Genomic DNA, 19,124 nt, shown 5'->3' with positions numbered 1-19,124 from the left:
GCTTAAGTAATGATGAGGGAAGATGCCAGCACGCTGCCGTACACCAGCAGCAGCGTGGAAAATGACAGGCCGAGCAGGTACTGGCCGCGGCGGCGGCGGCGCTGCTCGGCTGCGGTCCAGTTCATCGACACGGTACCGAGCACGTTGAGCCCGGTCAGCTCGCGCATCATGCCCGGGCCGGCGAAGGTGGGCCGGGCTTGGCTGATCAGGAGGGCGGCAAAGGCGCCCGCGCCCAGTGCGGCCAGCATGACCATCGAGTACAGGAAGGGGCGGTTGGGGCCGGACGGGGTGACCGGCAACGTAGGCGGATCAATGATCTTGAACGTCATCATTTCGGTGGTGGAACTCAGTTCGCCCGACAGCTTGGCCGCCTCGCGCTTGCTGATCAGCTTTTGATAGTTGTCTTTGTTGATCTCGTAGTCGCGGTTGAGCTGGGACAATTGCGACTCCACTTCGGGCACCGCGCGGCTTTGCTCTTCAAGGCGGGCATGGCGCGCGCTGTATTCGAGCACCCGCACGCGGATAGCCGCGATCCTGGCGTCGGCCTCGGTCAGCGCCACCTTGAGCTGCTGTAGCATGGGACTATAGTTGCGGCCCGGGTCGCTGTCGGACAGCGGATGCCGGCTTTCCTCGACCTTGCGCGCTTCGAGCTGGCCGAGCAGGCGGCGGGCGGCGACGATGTCGGGATGCTGCTCCGTGTATTGCAGGCGCAGCATGTCGAGATTCTTGTTGACCGTGTCGATGCGGGCGTCGAGCTCTGGATTATTGATGCGCACCTTGCCGCCACGCTTGGGGGCGTCGCCGCGGATCTGGGCAGCGATGGCCTGGCGCGTCTGTTCGGCCTCGGCCAGTTCGAGGCGCGCCGTGCCGAGCGCGTCGGCAGCTGCAGCGAGCTGGGCGCTGTAATCGGCGCCCAGGCGCGGCAACAGCCCGGCGTTGCGCAGCTTGAATTGCTTGACCGAGTTCTCGGCCGCCACCAGGCGCTGCTCGTAGCTGTTGATTTGTTCGTCGATGAACTGGACAGCCTGCTGCGAATCGTTCTTCTTGCCCTTGAAACTGCCTTCGACAAAGATGGTCAGCAGCGACTGCACCACGTCGCGCACCAGCTTGGGGTTCTTGTTGGCGTAGCTGATGGTGTAGATGTCGTGGGTGTTGGTGCCGGTAATCTTGATATTGGCCATGAGCTGGGCGACCAACTCCTCCTTTTGGCGCGGCGTCGTCGCCTGCACGTCCATGTCGGTCATGCGCATGATGCGCTCAAGATTGGGTCGGCTGAGCAGCGTACGGCTCATGATCGACACTTGTTCTTCGACATTGGGCATGCTGGTCATGCCGGCCAACAGGGGTTTCAGGATGCTTTGCGTGTCCACATACACGCGCGCGCTGGTCTGGTAGTCGTTGGGCAGCGTGAAGACGGTTGCCCAGCCGGCCACGGCAACCATCCACATGATGGCGATCGCGTACCAGCGGTATTTCCAGATGCCGCGCACGTGTGAAAGCAACTGGCTGATGAGGTCCTCCATATCGTGCGGTTCTCCGTTTGTCATGCAGCGGTTCGAAGCGCGAAGGGACTTCGCTACCCATCCGATTATATGGCCGTAGAAACCAGGAAATATTGCTAGTCACGGGGCCGTTGATTACCGTCAAAAGGCTTTTTCCTCGACCACGGCGCAGCGTTCGCCAAGAAAAAAATCCCGGACAGTGCGCGCCCTGGCCGGGTGAAAATGCCTACTGGCTGGCAGTGGCATCAGGGCTTCCAGCGGCAATCTGGCGCTCGCATCCCCAGCAGGCCCAAACCGCAACACGGAATCGAACGCCCTGGCGTGGCCACGTCCGCTTGGGCCACGATGTCGTCAGATACCCCGTCCACGCACAGCGCGGACGGGTACTGCTCACTGCGCGCTCAGGCGCTGCGGCGGCGCTTGAAGGCCGTCATGCCCAGCAAGCCTAGGCCGAAGATGGCCAAGGTGCCAGGTTCAGGCACGCTTGCGCCCTGCAGCGCATTGGCCAGCGTGTTGTGCTGCACCGTCAGCTGATAGGTGTCCTCGCCGTTGAGCAGCGGGGTGGTGGTGGTGAAAAAGCCGCTGCCGGGGTTGTAGGTGGACAGGCCGGCAAAGGTGCCGGTGCGGCTGACGTTGGCGTCGCCATTGAGCGCGCCCGGCTGGTAGGACAGTACCAGCGCGCCTGTGGTCAGATTGACAATGTTCAAGCTCCACGACAGACGTGCGATGGCGTTGGTGACGGGGCCGGCGGTGGTGTAGGCCTGGGTGAACGGGGTGGCGTCAAAGGCGAACGTCATGGTGTCGGCGTCGCCCATGGTGAAACTGAACGTGGTCGAGGTGCCAACGTCGGAGTCGCCCGAAGCGGAGCCTGCCGATTGCAGCGAAGCGTCGGCGCGCGTTTGCGCGGTAGCGCCGGCAGGCCGACCGCCAACGGCGATGGCGCTGCCGGTCAGGAACTGGTCGGCGTAGCCGAAAGTGCCCGGCACCGGTGGCGGCGAGGGAAACGGGGTGTAGTCGTTTTCGCCGCGCGGTGGATTGGGCAAGCCGACGAACTGGTGGGCGACGTCGGGATTGAGGCCCGACAGGATGGAAAAATCCTGCGGCGTAGCGACCGAGGTGACGCCGTTCAGGCTGGCGCGCGCATGGGCTGAATTGACGCCGTCGAGCACGTCGAAGTCAGCCGGCACATAAGCGGAGCCGTCGGCGTGCAGCAGGCGGAAGTTGTTGATGGTAAGGATGGACTGGGCGAAGGCATCGGCGCGGGCGTTGCCCATCAGGCCGACGGACAAGGTGGCCAGCGCAGCCGACATGACCAAGGTTTTGCGTGAAAGTTTCATGGATCGATCTCCGGTGGGGATAAATAACGAGAAAGCTTGGGGCGCACATCAGGCCGCCGCAACTGTCTCTATGCAGCATCCATGCCAGTCCATTTTTTCCTTAAAAATCATAACCTTACAAAGAATTCCAGACGCCAACGCCGCCCCGGCGGGGCCGCTGCCAATTTTTCCGACGCTGCCAATTTGTTCGCGCGCAATAGTAGAAGCTCGCCACAGGGGAACTTCCGTACGGATGGGCCGGTCTGACCTTGACAACATATCGTTCGCGCCGGCAAGCGGTGCTAAAACGCTCACCTGGAAGGAAGACAACATGATCAAAGAGGATCTCGCCATCGCCACGTTCGCATCGCCCACCGGAATGCGCGATTTGTGCATCGGCGAAAGCGGTACGCCGCCAGACCTGGACCATCCATTGGACCTCCAGGTGTTTCATATCAGGATGGCAAACTCGGCCGGTCGCCGGGAAGCGGCCAGTCTCTTGATTCGCAAGATGTACGGCTGGCGCGGCTATTCGGTCGACGCCAATGAGCCGCACGAAGCGAACAAGATCACCCTGTATGCAGAAACGGGCGGCGTGGTGGTGGGGACGATGAGCCTGTGCCTGGACAGCGAAACAACGCTGCCGGCCGACGAAAACTTTGGCGACAAGCTCGAAGGCTTGCGCCTGCAGGGGCGGCGCCTGTGCGAGCCGTCGCGCCTGGCCATCGACAAGGGCGTCACCAAGCGCGTGTTCGCCTCGCTGATCCATATTTCATATATTTACGCGCATAACATCCACGGCTACACCGACTATGTGATCGAGGTCAACCCGCGCCACGTGATGTTCTACAAACGGATGCTGGGCTTTTCCGATTTCGGCGAGGAGCGCCAGTGCACGCGCGTGGGCGCGCCGGCCGTGCTGCTGCGCCTGCCGCTGTCGGAGATGGGCGCCATGATCCGCAAGTGGGGCGGCCTGATGGAGCAGCACGGCGAAGAGCGCTCGTTCTATCCGTATTTTTTCCCCATCTGGGATGAACCGGGCATCACCTCGCGCCTCATGACCGGCCGGAATTGACCGCCATGACCGCCATGACCACCACCGCCGCCCCTGCAGACCAGCACCAGGACGCCAGCCCCATCGAGCCCGCTAGCGACCTGCCCGGCACTGAAAGGCATGCACCGCTGCTCCGCGCCATGCGCGACATCGTCGGCCCCGGGTATGTCCTGTCCGACGAGCTCACGCTCGAACGCTACGCGCGCAGCACCGCGTCGCGCAGCACGCGAGCGCTGGCCGTGGTCTACCCCGGCGGGCACGCCGAAGTGGTGGCGCTGGTGCGCCTGGCCGCCGCGCACGGCATTGCGCTTTACCCCGTCAGTACCGGGCGTAACTGGGGCTATGGCGATGCCTGCGCGGTGGGCAACGGCCAGCTTATTGTCGAGCTTTCGCGGATGAACCGCATCATCAAGGTCGACGCCGAACTGGCGTATGCCGTGATCGAACCGGGCGTCACGCAGCAGCAACTGTCGGACTACCTGCGCGACCAAGGCCTGAACCTGTGGATGGACTGCACCGGCGCCGGCCCGGACACTAGCCTGATGGGCAATATTCTCGAGCGCGGCTTCGGCCACTCGCCCTACGGCAACCGCTTGCAGCACGTCTCGGGCATGCAGGTGGTACTGGCCAATGGCGACGTGCTGCAGACCGGTTTTGGCCACTACCCGAAAGCGCGCGCCACCCATATCTTCCCGTACGGCGTGGGCCCGTTTCTCGACGGCATATTCACCCAGTCAAACCTGGGCATCGTGACCCAGATCGGGTTGTGGCTGATGCCCCAGGCCGCCTGCCTGAACCACTTCCTGTGCACCGTTGCGCGGCACGAAGACATCGGCCCCGTGATCGATGCGCTGCGGCCCTTGCGCATGGATGGCACGCTGCGCTCGATCGTTCACATTGGCAACGACCTGCGGGTCTTGTCGGGCGGCCAGCTCTTTCCGCGCGAGCTCGCCGGTGGCGCCTCCAGCGTACCCGAGGCGCTGCGCGCGCAGATGCGCGAGCTGGCCGGGGTGGGCGCGTGGGCGGTGTCGGGCGCGCTGACGGGGAGTGCCGCACAGGTCGCGGCGGCGCGCGCGGCACTGAAAAGTGCGCTCAAACGCACGGCCGCCAAGACGCGCTTCATCGACGAGCGCAAGCTGCGCATGGGCGCGCTGCTGGCACGCGTGCTGGGCCAGACGGCGGCAGGCAAGCGGATGCGCGGCCAGGTCGCGTTCGGCGAAGCGCTGTTCGCCATGAACCGTGGCATACCGAACGGGCGCTTTTTGGCGGGCGCCTACTGGAAGCGGCGCGGCGGGCTGCCGGCCGATTTCCCGCGCCAGGCCAACCCGGCGCTGGATAACTGCGGCATGCTGTGGGTCTCGCCCATCCTGCCCACGCGCGGGGCCGATGTGCTGGCCCTGCATGCGCTGGTCGAGCCGATCTTCAAGCGGCACGGGGTCGACCTGTTTGTGACGTTCTCCATGATCAACGAGCGCGCGCTGGGCGCGGTGATCACGGTTTGCTACGACAAGGAAGATGCGCAGGACGTGGCCCGCGCGAAGCAATGCTACGACGAGGTGTTTGCGCTGTGCATGGCCGAAGGGTATATCCCGTACCGGGTCGGCAATCAGTCGATGGCCGAGCTCGATCCGCATGCCGACGTCTACTGGAAGACCGTCGCGCGGATCAAGGAAGCGCTTGATCCGCAGGGCTTGCTCGCGCCCGGCCGCTATCAGCCCGCCGCGGCTGGCGGAAGCGAACACGGCTGACTGTCAAAAACGCCGACAGCGAGCGCGACTGAGAGCGGGGCGCAGCGTCATAGTTTCGCTTGCAGCGTGCATCGGCAGCGTCACAGCGTCGACAGCAAGGATTTCGCTTCGGCCCGCTTGGCGAAATGGGCGGTCGATGCGAGCGCTTTTTCCAGCTCGCGCCGCGCGCCCCGCTTGTCGCCCGTTTTGGCCAGCAGCAGGCCGTAGTGATAGCGGATTTCGGCCGCGTTGGGCGCCAGCGCAGCCGCCTTTTGCAGCAGCGGCAGGGCCCGGGCCAATTCACCCTGTTCAAGATAAATCCAGCCCAGCGTATCCATCACGGCCGGATTGTCGGGCGCCAGCGCATGGGCGCGCTGCGCCAGCGCCAGGCCCTTGCGCTCGCCGGTGCGCTGGTAACTCCAGGCCAGGTCGTTGAGCGCTGCCAGATTGTCGGGCGCGTGCTTGAGCACCAGTTCCAGCTGGGCGATGGCGGTTTTCGGGTCATCGCCCACCAGCTTGCTGCTGGCGTAGTACAGGCGCGTGGGCACGTCGCCCGGATGGCGGCGCAACCAGCCGATAACGCTGGCGTCGGCCTCGGCCACGCGGCCCTGCTTGACGAGCGTGCCATACATCTGGATCAGCAGCGCGCCGCCGGGCGCCAGGCCGAACGCCTTTTCGTAAGCCTTGTAGGCGCTCGCGTGCTTGCCCTGGGCCGCATACACGTCGCCCTCGAGCTTGAATCCGGCTGCGCCGTCGGGATGGCGTTTCTGGAACGCCACCGCCAGCGCCAGCGCTTCGCCGAAGCGGCTGTTGCGGCTTAGCAGATTGATCAGCGTGATGCGCGCTTCGAGCAAATCGGGCTCCAGCGCCAGCGCCTTGTTCAGCGCGGCCACGGCGGCTGCGTCCTGCTTTTGGGCGATCAGTACCGACGCCATGTGCAAGTGCGGCGTGCCGGCCGCAGGCGTGAGCGCGGCCAGGCGCACATACGTGTCGGCCGCCGGCCCGTACTGGCCGTTGGCGGCGTACGCCTGGCCCAGCAGCGCAAGCGCTTCGGCGCTGGCCGGGTGGCCGGACTGCAGCTTCTGGGCAAATACGAGCGCTTTTTGCTTGTCGCCGGCGCGCACATACAGAGTGCCGGCCCGCAGCGCCAGCGGCAGGGCGTCAGGATGCTCGGCCGTGGCGCGCTCCATCCAGCCGATCGCTTCGGGCACGTTATTGTGGGCTGCGGCCAACGCCGACAGCGCTTCCATCACGGCGCTGTTGCCGGGCGAGGCCGTCAGCGCCGCCAGATAACGCTTGCGCGTTTCAACCGTCTTGTGCTCAAGCACATCGAGCTGTTCCAGGTTTGTCAAGGCCGGCAGGTAAGCGGCGTCGAGCCCCAGCGCCGCCATAAAACTGGCGCGGGCGCTGCGCAAATCGTTGCGCGCCAGGTAGATTCCCCCTTTCAAGTTCTGAATCAGGGGATTGTTGCCATGTTTTTCCATGTCGAGCACCGTCGCCAGCGCCTTGTCGGGCATATTGGCGCGCAAATAGGTTATGACCAGCAGCACGCCGGTGCGCGCCGGACTGCGCTCGAGGCTGGCGGCCCGCTCGAGTTCGGCCAAGGCACGGGCATTGTCGCCGTCGCCCATGCGGCTGAGCGCGAGCGCGGCGTGCAGCGCCGGCGCCTCGGGACGCAGCGCGCTGGCCTTGTCGAACAGGGATGCCGCCGCGCTGAAGTGGCGCGCCCGCAGGTTCGCTTCGCCGGCCAGGGCCAGCAGCTCGACATCGGCGTCGTCGGCCTCCAGGAGCGGGCCGAGCAGGGCCAGCGCCGCTTCCGGATGGTCGGCGCTGATGTGCAGCGACACCAGCAGCTTGGTCGCGTAAGGGTGGCCGGGATAGGCGTGCAGAAATTTTTGCAAGTGCTGCTCGGCTTGCTGATGGGCGCCCAGCGCCGACTGCACGGCGCCGGCCAGCAAGATGGTGGGGTAGTGCTCGGGCGCAGCGCGCAGCAGGCGCTGCACCGATTCGAGCGCGGCCGGCAGTTTGTTTTCGCGGTAATTGAGCACCGCTTCCGAATACATCAGTGGCAGGCTGCTGCCGGCCACCTTGCGCGCTGCCGCCAGCGCCGTGCGCGCCTCGGCAAAGCGGCCAGCGTCGGTTTGCAGATTGGCGACGTCGATCAGCGCCTGGGCATTGTTGGGGCGCCGTTCGAGGATCTTGTGCTGAATCGCCAGCGCCTCGTCGGCCTTGCCGTCGGCGCGCAGCAGGTCGGCCTGGAAGCGCAGGCATTCGATGTCGCCCGGGCTGGCGGCGAGCGCGCGCTTGAGCAGGGCCAAGGCGGTATCGGGTTGCTTTTGCCACATTGCAATGCGGGCCAGACCGAGCAGGGCTTCGGGCGCGTCAGCGTGCAGCTTGAGCGCCTCGTCGAACAGCGCGCGTGCCGGTTCGACCTTGCCCAGGCCCAGCAAGGCGCTGGCGCGCAAGGCCAGCGTGGCCGGGCGCTGAGTTGGCGCCGCATCCGGCGCAATATCGGACAGGATGCGGTCGTACTGGCCCTGCATCAGCAACGACTTGCCCAGCAACAAGGCGACGGTGCCGCTGTCGGCCCCTAAGGCCAGCGCGAGGCGCAACTCTTTTTCCGCCGATTCGGCGTCTCCCTGGTCAAGATAGAGTTCACCAAGCAAGAGCCGCGCAGAGCGGTTGTCGGCGTCGTGCTGGATCACATTCTTGAGCTGGATCACGGCTGCGCGCAGGTCGCCCTTGTCGCGGAATTGGCGCGCTTCGGCGATCATGGTGTCGGGGTCGCTGCCGCGGCAGCCGGCGATGGTAATGCCGAGCGAGACGGCCAGCGCAGCCGCGACTGAGCGCGACCAAAGAGGCTGTTTGTGTCCGGACATGGAATTCTCCTGGGCGATTTGACGGATATCATTGCTAGATTAGGGACACAGCCACGGCACTCTTTGATTTCAAACAACGATTCCCCTTCCACACAAACTTGCGCGCAATCGGTTCCGTATTGCTGCAAATCAAATGCGTAAATCGACCGGCCCGTAAAATTTTCAACAATGCCGTGTGGACGGTGCCGGCCGCAGCCATGCGGCAACTTGGAGGAATGTCAATGAAGCCGTGCCAGATCGAGCGTGCCTGATGGCGAGCGCAGACATGGATCCCGTCGCCTACCGCCATGCGCTAGCCGGCCTGGACGCGCAGCCGCGACGCTGGGTCATCACCGGCGTGGCCGGCTTCATCGGCTCGAACTTGCTGGAAACCTTGCTGCGCCATGGCCAGCACGTGACGGGCCTGGATAATTTCATGACGGGCTACCGGGAAAACCTGGAGCAGGTGCGCTCGCTGGTGCCGCGCGCCGCGTGGGCGCGTTTTCGCTTTGTCGAAGGCGATATCCGTTGTCTGGCAACGTGCAAGCAAGTCTGCCAGGGCGCCGAATTCGTGCTCCACCAGGCGGCGCTCGGCTCAGTAGGGCGCTCGATCGAGGATCCGATCCTCACCAGCGACATCAACATGATCGGTTTTCTGAATGTGCTCGTCGCCGCGCGCGATGCCGGAGTTGCCCGTCTTGTCTACGCGGCGTCGAGCGCGACCTATGGCGACCATCCCGAGTTGCCCAAGGTCGAAGAGCGCATCGGAAGGCCCTTGTCGCCCTATGCGCTGACCAAGCATGTCAATGAAGTTTACGCCGACATGTTCGCGCGCTGCTACCAGACAGAATCGATCGGGCTGCGTTACTTTAATGTATTTGGGCCGCGCCAAGACCCCGACGGTCCTTACGCTGCGGTCATACCGCAATGGTTCAGCGCAATGATCAACAATGCCAGGCTCAATATCAATGGCGACGGAGACAGCAGCCGCGATTTTTGCTTTATCGATAATGCGGTGCAGGCCAATTTGCTCGCCGCACTCACCACCAAGCCAGAGGCCGTCAACCAGGTCTACAACGTGGCAGTCAATGCCAGGACCAGCTTGAACGAGTTATATTGCCTGATGCGCAACATGCTCGACGAGCGTTTCCCCCACCTGGGCGACTACCAACCGCACTACACGGACTTCAGGGTGGGCGATGTGCGTCACTCGCAGGCAGATATTTCAAAAGCCGCCCGGCTGCTGGGCTATCAGCCTAGCCATCGGCTCGACGATGGACTGCGCGCTTCGCTTGACTGGTATATCGCGCACTTGCAGGCGCCGCTTCGCTGACTCACACCGGTGGCCTGCGGGTAGGTAACACCCGCACCACGCCGCGGAAGTCGACCGTATGCAAGGTCACCGGCCGGCGCCACACTTTTGCCACGTAATCCATCACTTTTTCGGCCTGTTGCAATTCTAGACCCCGTCCGTCGCGCAGATAATCGTGGTGCAAGTCGAGGCTGCCGTCGGCCCCCACCTTGGTCACGCTCACGCAGGGAGCGCCGTAGTTGTACTTGGGCGCAAGGATTGCTTCGCGGATTGCACGTATATCGCGGTTGGCGATGCGCGTTTCGCCATCCTTGCGCATTTCGTAGACGAACAAATCGAGTTGGTCGGCCAGTTCCTGATCCAGGTAATTGCGGATGAAGCCAAAGTCGTCTTCCTCACGGACAATTTGGCGAGCCTTTTCCATGCCATGTTTGTCGATGATGTACTCCCACATCGAAAAGCCCAGGTGATAGGGGTTGACCGACAGCGACAGTTGCTGGCCGCTGCCAAAGGGACGCACCACGTCGGAATGCGACTTGACGGCCGCCACGTAAAGGTCGTGCGGCAGGAAATGTGCTTCGCGCAGCAAGCGCGCATGCCAGTAGGACGCCCACCCCTCATTCATGATCTGGCACGCAAAAATGGGATGGAAGTAAAAAGCTTCCTCGCGCACGGCCAGGAAGATATCGCGCTCCCAGTCTTCCATGTCGGGTGCATAGTGCGCGACAAACCACAGCAAGTCGTACTCCGGCTGGGGAGGTAGCGGCGAACGCTGGGGCGCCTCGTTTTTTACCTCCGGCACGGTTTCGCCCGGCAAGCGAGAAAAGCGGTGATAGAACGGATCCGGACCCCGCTCGGCGGGCGGCGCGATGAATTCGGGGTAGCGTGGACGGTGCAGGGCCTGGTTGACGTCGATGTGGGTTTCCAGCGCCAGCGCCGCGTCGAGCACCGCCTCCACGCGCGACTGGCCGTGCGCCGCCAGCGCGCGTTCCAGCCGCAAGGCCCGTGCAGCGCTTTGTTCGAGTATTTTCCCCCCGGCCATGGAAATGAAGCGGGTGAACAGCTGGTTGTTTTTCGCGAAGTCCGCATGGCCAAGCACGTGCGCGGTGACCAGCGTGTTTTCGGCCAGCGAGTTTTGCTCCTGCATGAAAGCGTGGCAAGGGTCACCGGGAAACATCACTTCGAAAATGCGCGAATGGCCCATGTGCTGGCGCACCAATTGATGGATGTAGCGCACCCCGAACGACCAATGCCGCATACGCACCGGCAAGCCGTAGACGGCGATCTCGACCATGAAATTGGCCGGCACCAGGTCAAAGGTGACGGGATAAAAGTCCATCCCCAGTTCGACGGCGAGTGCCTCGATCTGTTCGGCGTACTGCGCCAGCGTCTCTTGCACGGAACTCATGGGCGTGCCTCGGCAGTGTCTGCTTCCACTTCCTTGGAGAAGAACTTTCGCAGGGCGCGCCAGACGTCATCGGGCGCCGACAGGACGCTGCTACTGATCGGCAAGCCGCGCCGCTCCAGTTCATTGCACAAGCGCCGCATTTCCGTTTCCAGCGCGCGCGGCACGCCAGGCAGCGTTTCGACATAGCCGATGTAATTCAACATGCCCCCCAGTTCGCTCAAGGACTGGTTGGCTGCCGCGCGGTCCTCGGTGAAGTTCTCGCCGTCCGAGGCGTAGAACATATAAATGTTGTTGTGCGCCGCATCGAGTTCCTTGCGCACCAGCTCGTTCACGAGACGGAAGGCGCTCGAAGCGATGGTCCCGCCGATGCCCGTGACCTGGAAAAACTCGCGCTCGCTGAACTCCCACGCATGCGTGGTGTGGGCGATAAAGCGCGTTTCCACCTTGGCATACTTGCGGCGGATGCCTTGCAGCGCAAAAAAGAAAAAGGACTTGGCCAGCTTGCGCTCGAGCTGCGTCATGCTGGCCGACACGTCGATGACAAACAGGATGGTCGCGCTGGTACTCGGCCGCACGCGCGTGACAAGCTGGCGAAAGCGCAGGTCGTCATTCGTAAAGGGCACTGGATTCGTTTGCACGGCGCGCCGCTTGATCGCTTCCTTGACGGTGCGCCGCCGGTCCAGCCGCGAGCGCGCGCCGCGCTTGTCCCAGCCTTCGCGCACCAGTTCAACTTCATCGATGCGCGCACCCGGCTTGGGCTGCAGGTCGGGCAGCTTGAGTTCTTCCCAGATCCAGTCCATGACGTCGTCGATGGAGAACTCGAGCAGCAGGCGCACTTCGCCGTTTTCGCTGCCGCCTTCACCCGACTCGCCACTGCCCGAAGAGGGCTCGCTCTGGCCGGACTGGAGCACGTCGCCCGGCTGGCCTTCGCCCTGGCCGGCGCCCGTCTGGCTGCGGCCTTCGGCCAGCTTGAAGCGGGCGTGTTCAAGCATGCGCACCGGCACCTGCACCGTGCGCTCCTGCGGCCCGGTGATGAGGTCTGGGCCGGCGATCAGGTCGGGCAAATGGCTTTGCACGGCTTCGCGCACCTTGTCGTTGTGCCGCAGCCAATCACGCGCTCCGCGCGAAAATAAGTCATACCACCCCGTGTTGATCATCGCTGTCACGCCATGCCTCCTGACCCGCTGGTGACAATCCCTTACTCTTGCGCCAGCAGGGTGGTCACGTAATTGAGCGCTTCGCGCGCGCTGTGGCTGTCGTAGCCGTATTCGTCTACCAGCCGTTTTTCAACGGCGGAAATCTTGGTGCGGATTTCATCGTCCGGCCGCTTGGCCGAGCTGACCAGCCGCAGCACGTCGCGCCGCTGCTCGAACAGATACTGTTGCACCGCGTCGTTTAACTGCAAATGGCTTTCGAGGCTGAACTTGATGCCGCGCTTGTAGGCGCCCATGGCCTTGCGCACGACCTCCTGGCGGAACGACTGCTTGCCCGACTCGGAAATATGGATTTTTTCTTCCACCGCCCGCAAAAAGCGTTCGTCCGGTCGCCTTTCCTCGTTGGTGATGGGATCCTTGATCTGCCGGTTGTCGAGCATGGATTCAACCTCGTCGAGGTATTTGTTCAGCAAATCCTGCGCTTCCTGTTCAAACGACACGAACAAGGCCTTGTGCACGTCTTCCTTGACCCAGCGGTTGTAGAAGTCCTTGCGCGTCAGTACCAGGTAGTCGACCCATTTGCGCTTTTTCTTGGGATCGATGCGCGCGTCGCTTTCGATGCCATCCTTGAGCGCGAGCAGCACGTCCATGGTCGACAGACTCTTGCGGTTGGACTGAATGATCGCGCTCGACAGCGCGTTGATCACGAAACGCGGCGACACGCCCGCCAATCCTTCATCGGGCGCCTTGTCCTTCTCTTTGACACGCCGGACCTCGTTCCGGTTCACGCCATCGACTTCTTCGTCAGCGTGGATGCGGATTTTCTTGATCAGTTCAACGTCTTTTTCGTCGCCGTCCTGGATGCGGCTGAGAATGGCGAATACGGCCGCCGCGTGCAGTACATGCGGGTCGAGGTGAACATCGCGAAAGGCCGGCGCTGCCGACGAAATAAGCTTGCGGTAGATGCGCGCCTCTTCGCGATAATTAAGCGTGTAAGGCACCTGGATGATGACCATGCGGTCGAGTAATGCCTCATTCTCGCTCTCTTGCAGGAACTTGCGAAACTCGGCCAGATTGGTGTGCGCCAGGATGGTTTCATCGAGGTAGATGAGCGGAAAGCGCGACACCTTGACGTTTTTTTCTTGCGTGAGCGTGAGCAGCAAATACAGAAATTCGCGCTTGACCTTGAGAATTTCGATCATCTCGAGCACGCCGCGGCTGGCGGCATACACGGCGCCCGACCATGACCACGCGCGCGGGTCGCCCTCGTCGCCGTACTGCGCCACCTTGGACAGGTCGACCGAGCCGACCAGGTCGGCCAGGTCGGCGGTGGTGGGGTCATGCGGGGCGTAGGTGCCGATGGCGCTGCGCCCCGATTCGGACACGAAAAAACGTTCCACCGGCATCTGCATGAAGTCGCCGGCGAACTGGTCTTCAAGGCGCGCCCGGCAATGCGGGCACACTTCGCCGGTGATGTCGATGCCGTAGGTGTTGCGGCAAGTGGCACGCATGGTGTGCGGCACCAGGTGCAGCGGCGACTCGTGCACCGGGCAGCCGGCGATGGCGTACAGCGCGCCTTCGTCGGTATAACTGTATTCCTCCAGGCCGCGCTTGAGCAAGATGACCAGCGTGGACTTGCCGCCCGACGGCGGACCGAGGAGCAGCAGCAGGCGCCGCCCCACCTCGGAACCGGCCGCCGCCGCCTTGAAGTAATCGATCACGCGTTCGATCGCGTCGTCAATGCCGAACAAATCTTCGTTGAACAGGCTGCAACGGAAATGGCCGTCCTCGTCGCTGGTGCAGGTGGCGCGGATCATGTCCCAGATGTACTGGTGCGACGTGCGGGCGACCTGGTGCGGCGCGGCGGGCAGCACCGCTTCCATAAAGCCGGAAAAAGTGCCGGACCAATGGCCGGCCCGGTGCTCCCTGGTGAACTGGGTCAGGCTGTTCAAGAAGTTCACTTGCTGGTCCGCCAGCCGGTTGCCGTTTTCCTCGCCGGGTGTAATCACGTTTCCTCCGCTAATGGTGGGCACGACGGACATGGCCGCTCGCCGTGCGTCATTTAAGTATCAGCGTGCGTGGCATCGCGCGGCTGACCAGCATCAACGTGCGGGACTGAACCTTTATTTGCGAGGGCGGTCTCAAATGTAGTACGAGCACGCGAAAAAAAGCAAAAAAAAGCGCCCGAAGGCGCCCTTGATGCTCCGGCAAGCCGGCGTTAAAACGTGGCATTCAGGGTCACCCGCAGTGCGCGCGGCGAGCCTGGCGTGATGTTGTTGTTGCCATTGGCCGAAGCCCAGTACGCCTTGTTGAGCAGGTTCTCCACATTGGCCTGCAATTGCAGGTTGTTGTTGACCTTGTAGAACAGCGCCACGTCGACCCGGGTGTAGGCGGGCAGGGTGACGGCATTGTCGACGGCCGCATAAATGCTGTCGCGGTAAGACACGCCCAGGCCCGCGCCCCATTGGCTGTCCAGGTCGTAGCGGTTCCATAGCGAAAACGTTTGGCGCGGCACGTTGGCCAGCGTGGCGCCGGTTAGCGTCGTGCTGCCCTTGATGAACGCCAGCTCGGCGTCCTGGCAAGCGTAGCCGCCCATCACGCTCCAGGCGGCATTGACCTTGCCCGTCAAGCCCAGTTCCACGCCCTTGGTGCGCTGGCCGTCGGCAAGGATGTTTTGGGTAGCATCGTTCGGGTTGGCGATGATGACGTTGGTACGGTCGAGCTTGTAGACGGCGACGCTGGCGGCCAGGTCGGGGCGGATATCCCACTTGGCGCCCAGTTCCAGGTTCTTGAATTTTTCCGGATCGAATGCGGCCACGCGCGCGGTCAGCGAACCGAGCTGGTCGCCGGCACGGGGCACGTAGGCCAGGCTGTAGCTGCCATACAGCGACAGCGCTTCGAATGGCTTGTAGACCAGGCCCAGGCGCGGCGACACTGGCGTGTCGCGCACGCCCAGCCGGGCCAGCGTGGCCGGGTTCTTGTTCTCGAAGTCAACCTTGAAACGGTCGTAACGCACGCCCGCGATGACTTGCCATTGCGGCGACAATGCGATCTGGTCTTGCAGGTAGACCGAGGCCACGGTCGCCACGCCGTGGTTCAAGGCATCGGTTTTCGAGGTGGCGAACAGCACCGGGCCGACGGCGCGCGGATTGCTCAACAGGACGCGGTCGCCCGCAATGGTGCCGGTCTGGCGCACGTTGTCCGTTTCCTGGCGACCGAACTCCAGGCCAGCGGCCAGCTTGTGCTTCACGCTGCCGGTCGCAAGCGTATAAAACAGGTCGGTCTGGTTGAACAGATTGGTGCGCTGCGTGGCGTTGTTGTAGGCGCCCAGCGTCACCTTGCCATCGGCGCCGGCTGCGCTGCTGGCGTAAATATTCTGATAGAACTTGTCGTAGTCGGCGTAGCGGCTGCGGTTGCGCAGGCTTAAGCCGTTGCCGAAGTCATGGTCGATGACGGCCGTGAACGCATCCACGCGCACCCACACGGGGCTCAGTTCCTGGTTGCCAAAGTACATCGACGGGTCGGTGCGGTAAGGACGCCCGGCAAACGAAGGCACGCCGCGGTCGGCCACGCGGTCGTCGCGGAAATGTTCGTAGCCCAGCACCACGCTGGTGTTTCGGCCAGCGCGGATCGCCAGGGTCGGGTTGACGCCGGCGCGCTCGACGGTCACGCCGTTGCGGTAGGTGTCAGACTTTTCCGCCAACCCATTGATGCGGAAGGCGACCTGATCGTTAATTGCCTGGCCCACATCGACGCTTGCGCGCCGGCTGTCCCATGAACCGAGCGTGAGGGAGGCCTCGCGCACGGGCGTCCAGCCCGGTTGCTTGCTGACGCGGTTGATCACGCCGCCCGACCCGCCGCGCCCGAAAATCATCGCGTTCGAACCCTTGAGTGCCTCGACGCTGTCGATATTGTAGAAATCGCGGAAATACTGGACATCGTCGCGGATGCCGTCGACGTAAAAGTCGCCGGTCGAGCTGTTGCCCCGAAACACCGCCGTGTCGCGGTTGCCTTCGCCCTGCGTGGTGACGATCCCCGGCACGTAGCGCACCACGTCATGCAAGCTTTGCATGTTCTGGTCGCGCATCAATTCCTTGGTGATGACCGTGATCGCTTGCGGGGTATCGCGCAGCAAGGTATCGGTCTTGGTTGCCGTGGAGCTGGACTTGACGTTGTAAGTCGCTTCCGCCGTCCCGATCACCTTCACCTCCTGCAACGTTGTCGCGGGCGCGGCCTGGGCGCAAGCGGCGGCGCTCGCCATGGCCAGGGCGCCCGCTGCGACCAGGTGAGCGGCGGCGGCGATCGGCGTAAGACGGGCGCGGGAAGGGAAGGGCGAGTGGCTGGACATGGTCTTGTCTTTTAATGTTAATGAGAATGACTCGTATTATCATTCATATTCCCACGTTTTGCAATGCACAATCGCTTGCCTTCACGTAAGTTCGCGTGCGCACAGATGACAATGACAAGCCGTTCTATTATAAAATTTCCAGAAACCAGAACAAAGGAAGTCCATGTCCGCCTACGACCATTCCAGCCAGATTGCCGAACTGAAGTCGAAGATTCAGTCGATCCGCTTCGCCATGTTCACCACCGCCGACGACAATGGCCGCCTGCTCAGCCGTCCGATGACCAACCAGGAAATGGATGCCGATGGCAACCTGTGGTTCTTCACGTCCAGCGAAACGGACCTGTGGGAAAACATTGCCGTTCATTCGCAAGTGAACCTGAGCTTTGCCGAGCCGGCCGACAATGTCTACGTGTCGATCAGTGGCCGCGCAGAACGCGTGGTCGAGCGCGCCAAGATCAAGGAGATGTGGAACCCGGCCGTGCAGGCATGGTTTCCCCACGGTCCGGACGATCCGCACGCGATGCTGGTGCGCGTGGTGTCCGACAGCGCCGAATACTGGGATTCCACGGCCAGCACGATGGTGCAGCTATATAAAATGGCCAAGGCCGTGTTGACCGGCACCACGCCGGACGAGACGGAACACGCCAAGCTGAAGCTGTAAGCAGGCGCGCAGCTGGCTACCATCACGCCTTCGCCGCAAGAGGTGGAACAGGGCGCGCGCCTGGCGCGCATGCGCCTGTTCGCCACCGGCTTGCTGGCCGTAATGGCGCTCGTCTTTGTGCTGGCGCGCCTGTTCCGGGACCGGCACCCCGCGCTGGCCTTCGTGGGCGCCTTTGCCGAGGCGGCCATGGTCGGCGCGATTGCCGACTGGTTCGCCGTGACCGCCCTGTTTCGACACCCGCTGGGGCTGAAGATTCCGCACACCGCCATCATTCCGAGCAATAAGGAACGGATTGGTGAGAATCTCGGCAATTTCCTCGAACACAATTTCATGAGCTACGCCGTCGTGCACGGCGAACTCGCACGCATCGACTTTGCCGGCACCGCCGCGCACTGGCTCGACCAGAGCGCCAACGCGCGCGCCGTTGCCGCGCAAATCACCAGCGCCGTGCCGGCACTGCTGCGCATGGTGGAAGACAAGGATGCCGCCATGTTCCTGCGCGACGCGCTGGCCGGCGCGCTCAAGGACGTGCAACTGGCGCCGCTGCTGTCGCGCCTGCTGTCGGTGCTGGTGGCTGGCCGCCAGCACCATGTGCTGCTGGAAAAGCTGCTCGGCATCGTGGCCGCCGCGCTCGAAGCGCACCGCCCGTACATCCGCCAGAAAGTGCACGAGCACAGCCCGCGCTGGCTGCCCAAGGTCATCGATGAAAAATTTTACGAGCGCCTGATGGCGGGCGTGCAAGCTATCCTCGCAGACATGCAAGGCGAGGATAGCGAATGGCGCGACCGTTTCCAGGCCGCCACCGAAGAACTGATAGACAAGCTCGCCACCTCGCCCGAGTACGAAACCAAGTTGCGCGCACTGCTCGACAGCAGCCTGGGCCATCCCTTGTTCCGCGCCTACGTGGGCCAGGTATGGGATGACGTCAGCGCTCGCTTGCTGGCCGACACCACCTCGCCGCAGTCGCGCGTGGGCGCCCATATCGAACAGGCGCTGCAGGCGGTCAGCGGCGCGCTCGGGCGCAACCCGGCGGTGCAGGCCAAGCTCAACGAATGGATCCGCACCTTTGCCGCCGAAACCATCGTCGCCAAGCGCGAACTGATCGTCGACCTGGTGCGGCGCGTGATCCGCAGCTGGGACACCGAAACGCTGTCGCGCAAATTCGAGCTGCACGTGGGGCGCGACCTGCAATATATCCGCATCAACGGCACCATCGTTGGCGGCCTGGTCGGGCTGCTGCTGCACACGGTGGGCCTGCTCTTCTAGCCTGGATTTTGCATAAAAAAGGGCAAGAATGCCGTAAGTGCTTGATATGATGTGAGTATCTCGAAACACACTAACCAAAACGAACGCCACCTTGCCCGACATGAATTCTACCCCAGAGCAGCTCCGTTTTGCGTCCATTCCTGCTCACAGCGTCCGAGCCGATTTTGCTGGCGGCGGTTTGTCATCCGACCTCGGCCCGGTTCTGTTGCGCGGCATCGACCTTCAGATTGGCTTGACCGAGCGTCTCGCTGCCGCCTTGCCTGACCGTCGCCATCAGAGTTATGTCGACCATTCGTATCACGATATTCTGACGCAACGCATCTATCAAATTGCATGTGGCTACGAGGACGGCAACGACTCGAACAGCCTGCGCCACGACCCGATGTTCAAGCTTGGCGCGGCGCGCCTTCCGTTCGACGACGAGGCAACGCTGGCGTCGGGAGCGACGATCTCGCGTTTCGAACATGCCGCCAGACGCCGAGATATTTACCGCGTCAGTCAAGCACTCATGGAACAGT

13 protein-coding genes are annotated in these 19,124 nt (G+C 63.1%); 6 read left to right on the top strand and 7 right to left on the bottom strand.

Going from position 1 to position 19,124, the window contains the following annotated elements; all coding sequences use genetic code 11:
• Window positions 1-2: 2 nt before the first annotated feature.
• A complete protein-coding gene (locus ACP7D4_RS03375; RefSeq protein WP_426207784.1) occupies window positions 3-1,547 on the bottom strand; it encodes an XrtA system polysaccharide chain length determinant in 1,545 nt (514 codons plus the stop codon).
• Window positions 1,548-1,903: 356 nt separating this feature from the next.
• A complete protein-coding gene (locus tag ACP7D4_RS03370; RefSeq protein ID WP_426106141.1) occupies window positions 1,904-2,839 on the bottom strand; it encodes an EDSAP-1 family PEP-CTERM protein in 936 nt (311 codons plus the stop codon).
• A 310-nt stretch (window positions 2,840-3,149) separates the two neighbouring features.
• On the opposite strand from ACP7D4_RS03370, the gene ACP7D4_RS03365 reads away from it, so the two are divergent.
• Both ACP7D4_RS03365 and ACP7D4_RS03360 read left to right on the top strand, forming a co-directional pair.
• Window positions 3,150-3,893, top strand: coding sequence for an N-acyl amino acid synthase FeeM domain-containing protein (locus ACP7D4_RS03365; RefSeq protein ID WP_426106140.1), 744 nt, complete (start codon window positions 3,150-3,152; stop codon window positions 3,891-3,893).
• Between the two features lie 14 nt (window positions 3,894-3,907).
• Complete coding sequence (locus ACP7D4_RS03360) at window positions 3,908-5,620, top strand: FAD-binding oxidoreductase (protein WP_426207783.1); 1,713 nt, start codon at window positions 3,908-3,910, stop codon at window positions 5,618-5,620.
• An 80-nt stretch (window positions 5,621-5,700) separates the two neighbouring features.
• Here ACP7D4_RS03360 and prsT read toward each other — a convergent pair whose 3' ends face one another.
• Entirely contained in the window at window positions 5,701-8,478 is a 2,778-nt protein-coding gene (gene prsT / locus ACP7D4_RS03355) for an XrtA/PEP-CTERM system TPR-repeat protein PrsT (RefSeq protein WP_426207782.1), read from the bottom strand.
• Window positions 8,479-8,728: 250 nt separating this feature from the next.
• Between prsT and ACP7D4_RS03350 the strand changes: the two genes are divergently transcribed.
• Window positions 8,729-9,790 (top strand): SDR family oxidoreductase, encoded by a 1,062-nt coding sequence (locus ACP7D4_RS03350; RefSeq protein WP_426106137.1) that lies wholly within the window; start codon window positions 8,729-8,731, stop codon window positions 9,788-9,790.
• 1 nt (window position 9,791) lies between these two features.
• Here the strand turns inward: ACP7D4_RS03350 and ACP7D4_RS03345 are convergent, their stop codons facing one another.
• The 4 genes from ACP7D4_RS03345 to ACP7D4_RS03330 all read right to left on the bottom strand — a co-directional run bounded on the left by ACP7D4_RS03345 (window position 9,792) and on the right by ACP7D4_RS03330 (window position 16,679).
• Entirely contained in the window at window positions 9,792-11,177 is a 1,386-nt protein-coding gene (locus tag ACP7D4_RS03345) for a SpoVR family protein (protein WP_426207781.1), read from the bottom strand.
• Window positions 11,174-12,334 carry a DUF444 family protein gene (locus tag ACP7D4_RS03340; RefSeq protein WP_426207930.1) on the bottom strand — a complete coding sequence of 387 codons (1,161 nt, stop codon included), beginning with the start codon at window positions 12,332-12,334 and terminating at the stop codon, window positions 11,174-11,176. Before ACP7D4_RS03340 ends, ACP7D4_RS03345 begins: the two co-directional genes overlap by 4 nt.
• 41 nt (window positions 12,335-12,375) lie before the next feature.
• Window positions 12,376-14,340, bottom strand: coding sequence for a serine protein kinase (locus ACP7D4_RS03335; protein WP_426207780.1), 1,965 nt, complete (start codon window positions 14,338-14,340; stop codon window positions 12,376-12,378).
• Between the two features lie 209 nt (window positions 14,341-14,549).
• Complete coding sequence (locus tag ACP7D4_RS03330; protein WP_426207779.1) at window positions 14,550-16,679, bottom strand: TonB-dependent receptor; 2,130 nt, start codon at window positions 16,677-16,679, stop codon at window positions 14,550-14,552.
• Between the two features lie 163 nt (window positions 16,680-16,842).
• On the opposite strand from ACP7D4_RS03330, the gene ACP7D4_RS03325 reads away from it, so the two are divergent.
• The 3 genes from ACP7D4_RS03325 to ACP7D4_RS03315 form a co-directional block, all read left to right on the top strand.
• Entirely contained in the window at window positions 16,843-17,340 is a 498-nt protein-coding gene (locus ACP7D4_RS03325; protein ID WP_426106130.1) for a pyridoxamine 5'-phosphate oxidase family protein, read from the top strand.
• Window positions 17,341-17,382: 42 nt separating this feature from the next.
• The gene (locus ACP7D4_RS03320) at window positions 17,383-18,606 is read left to right on the top strand and encodes a DUF445 domain-containing protein (protein ID WP_426207778.1); all 1,224 of its coding nucleotides are present in this window, start codon (window positions 17,383-17,385) and stop codon (window positions 18,604-18,606) included.
• A gap of 100 nt (window positions 18,607-18,706) precedes the next feature.
• A partial coding sequence (locus ACP7D4_RS03315; protein ID WP_426207777.1) for a transposase occupies window positions 18,707-19,124 on the top strand: 418 nt, incomplete at its 3' end.

It is taken from the genome of Massilia sp. TWP1-3-3, from assembly GCF_049897805.1.
In the GTDB taxonomy this organism is placed as follows: domain Bacteria; phylum Pseudomonadota; class Gammaproteobacteria; order Burkholderiales; family Burkholderiaceae_D; genus Telluria_A.
This window is presented reverse-complemented; position numbering and strand designations above follow the sequence as displayed.

What these genes read in the sequence shown, in the direction of transcription:
- ACP7D4_RS03345 (WP_426207781.1), bottom strand. Translation starts at nt 11,177, where the DNA reads ATGAGTTCCGTGCAAGAGACGCTGGCGCAGTACGCCGAACAGATCGAG.
- ACP7D4_RS03375 (WP_426207784.1), bottom strand. Translation starts at nt 1,547, where the DNA reads ATGACAAACGGAGAACCGCACGATATGGAGGACCTCATCAGCCAGTTG.
- ACP7D4_RS03350 (WP_426106137.1), top strand. Translation starts at nt 8,729, where the DNA reads ATGGCGAGCGCAGACATGGATCCCGTCGCCTACCGCCATGCGCTAGCC.
- ACP7D4_RS03370 (WP_426106141.1), bottom strand. Translation starts at nt 2,839, where the DNA reads ATGAAACTTTCACGCAAAACCTTGGTCATGTCGGCTGCGCTGGCCACC.
- prsT (WP_426207782.1), bottom strand. Translation starts at nt 8,478, where the DNA reads ATGTCCGGACACAAACAGCCTCTTTGGTCGCGCTCAGTCGCGGCTGCG.
- ACP7D4_RS03340 (WP_426207930.1), bottom strand. Translation starts at nt 12,334, where the DNA reads ATGATCAACACGGGGTGGTATGACTTATTTTCGCGCGGAGCGCGTGAT.
- ACP7D4_RS03365 (WP_426106140.1), top strand. Translation starts at nt 3,150, where the DNA reads ATGATCAAAGAGGATCTCGCCATCGCCACGTTCGCATCGCCCACCGGA.
- ACP7D4_RS03360 (WP_426207783.1), top strand. Translation starts at nt 3,908, where the DNA reads ATGACCACCACCGCCGCCCCTGCAGACCAGCACCAGGACGCCAGCCCC.
- ACP7D4_RS03330 (WP_426207779.1), bottom strand. Translation starts at nt 16,679, where the DNA reads ATGTCCAGCCACTCGCCCTTCCCTTCCCGCGCCCGTCTTACGCCGATC.
- ACP7D4_RS03325 (WP_426106130.1), top strand. Translation starts at nt 16,843, where the DNA reads ATGTCCGCCTACGACCATTCCAGCCAGATTGCCGAACTGAAGTCGAAG.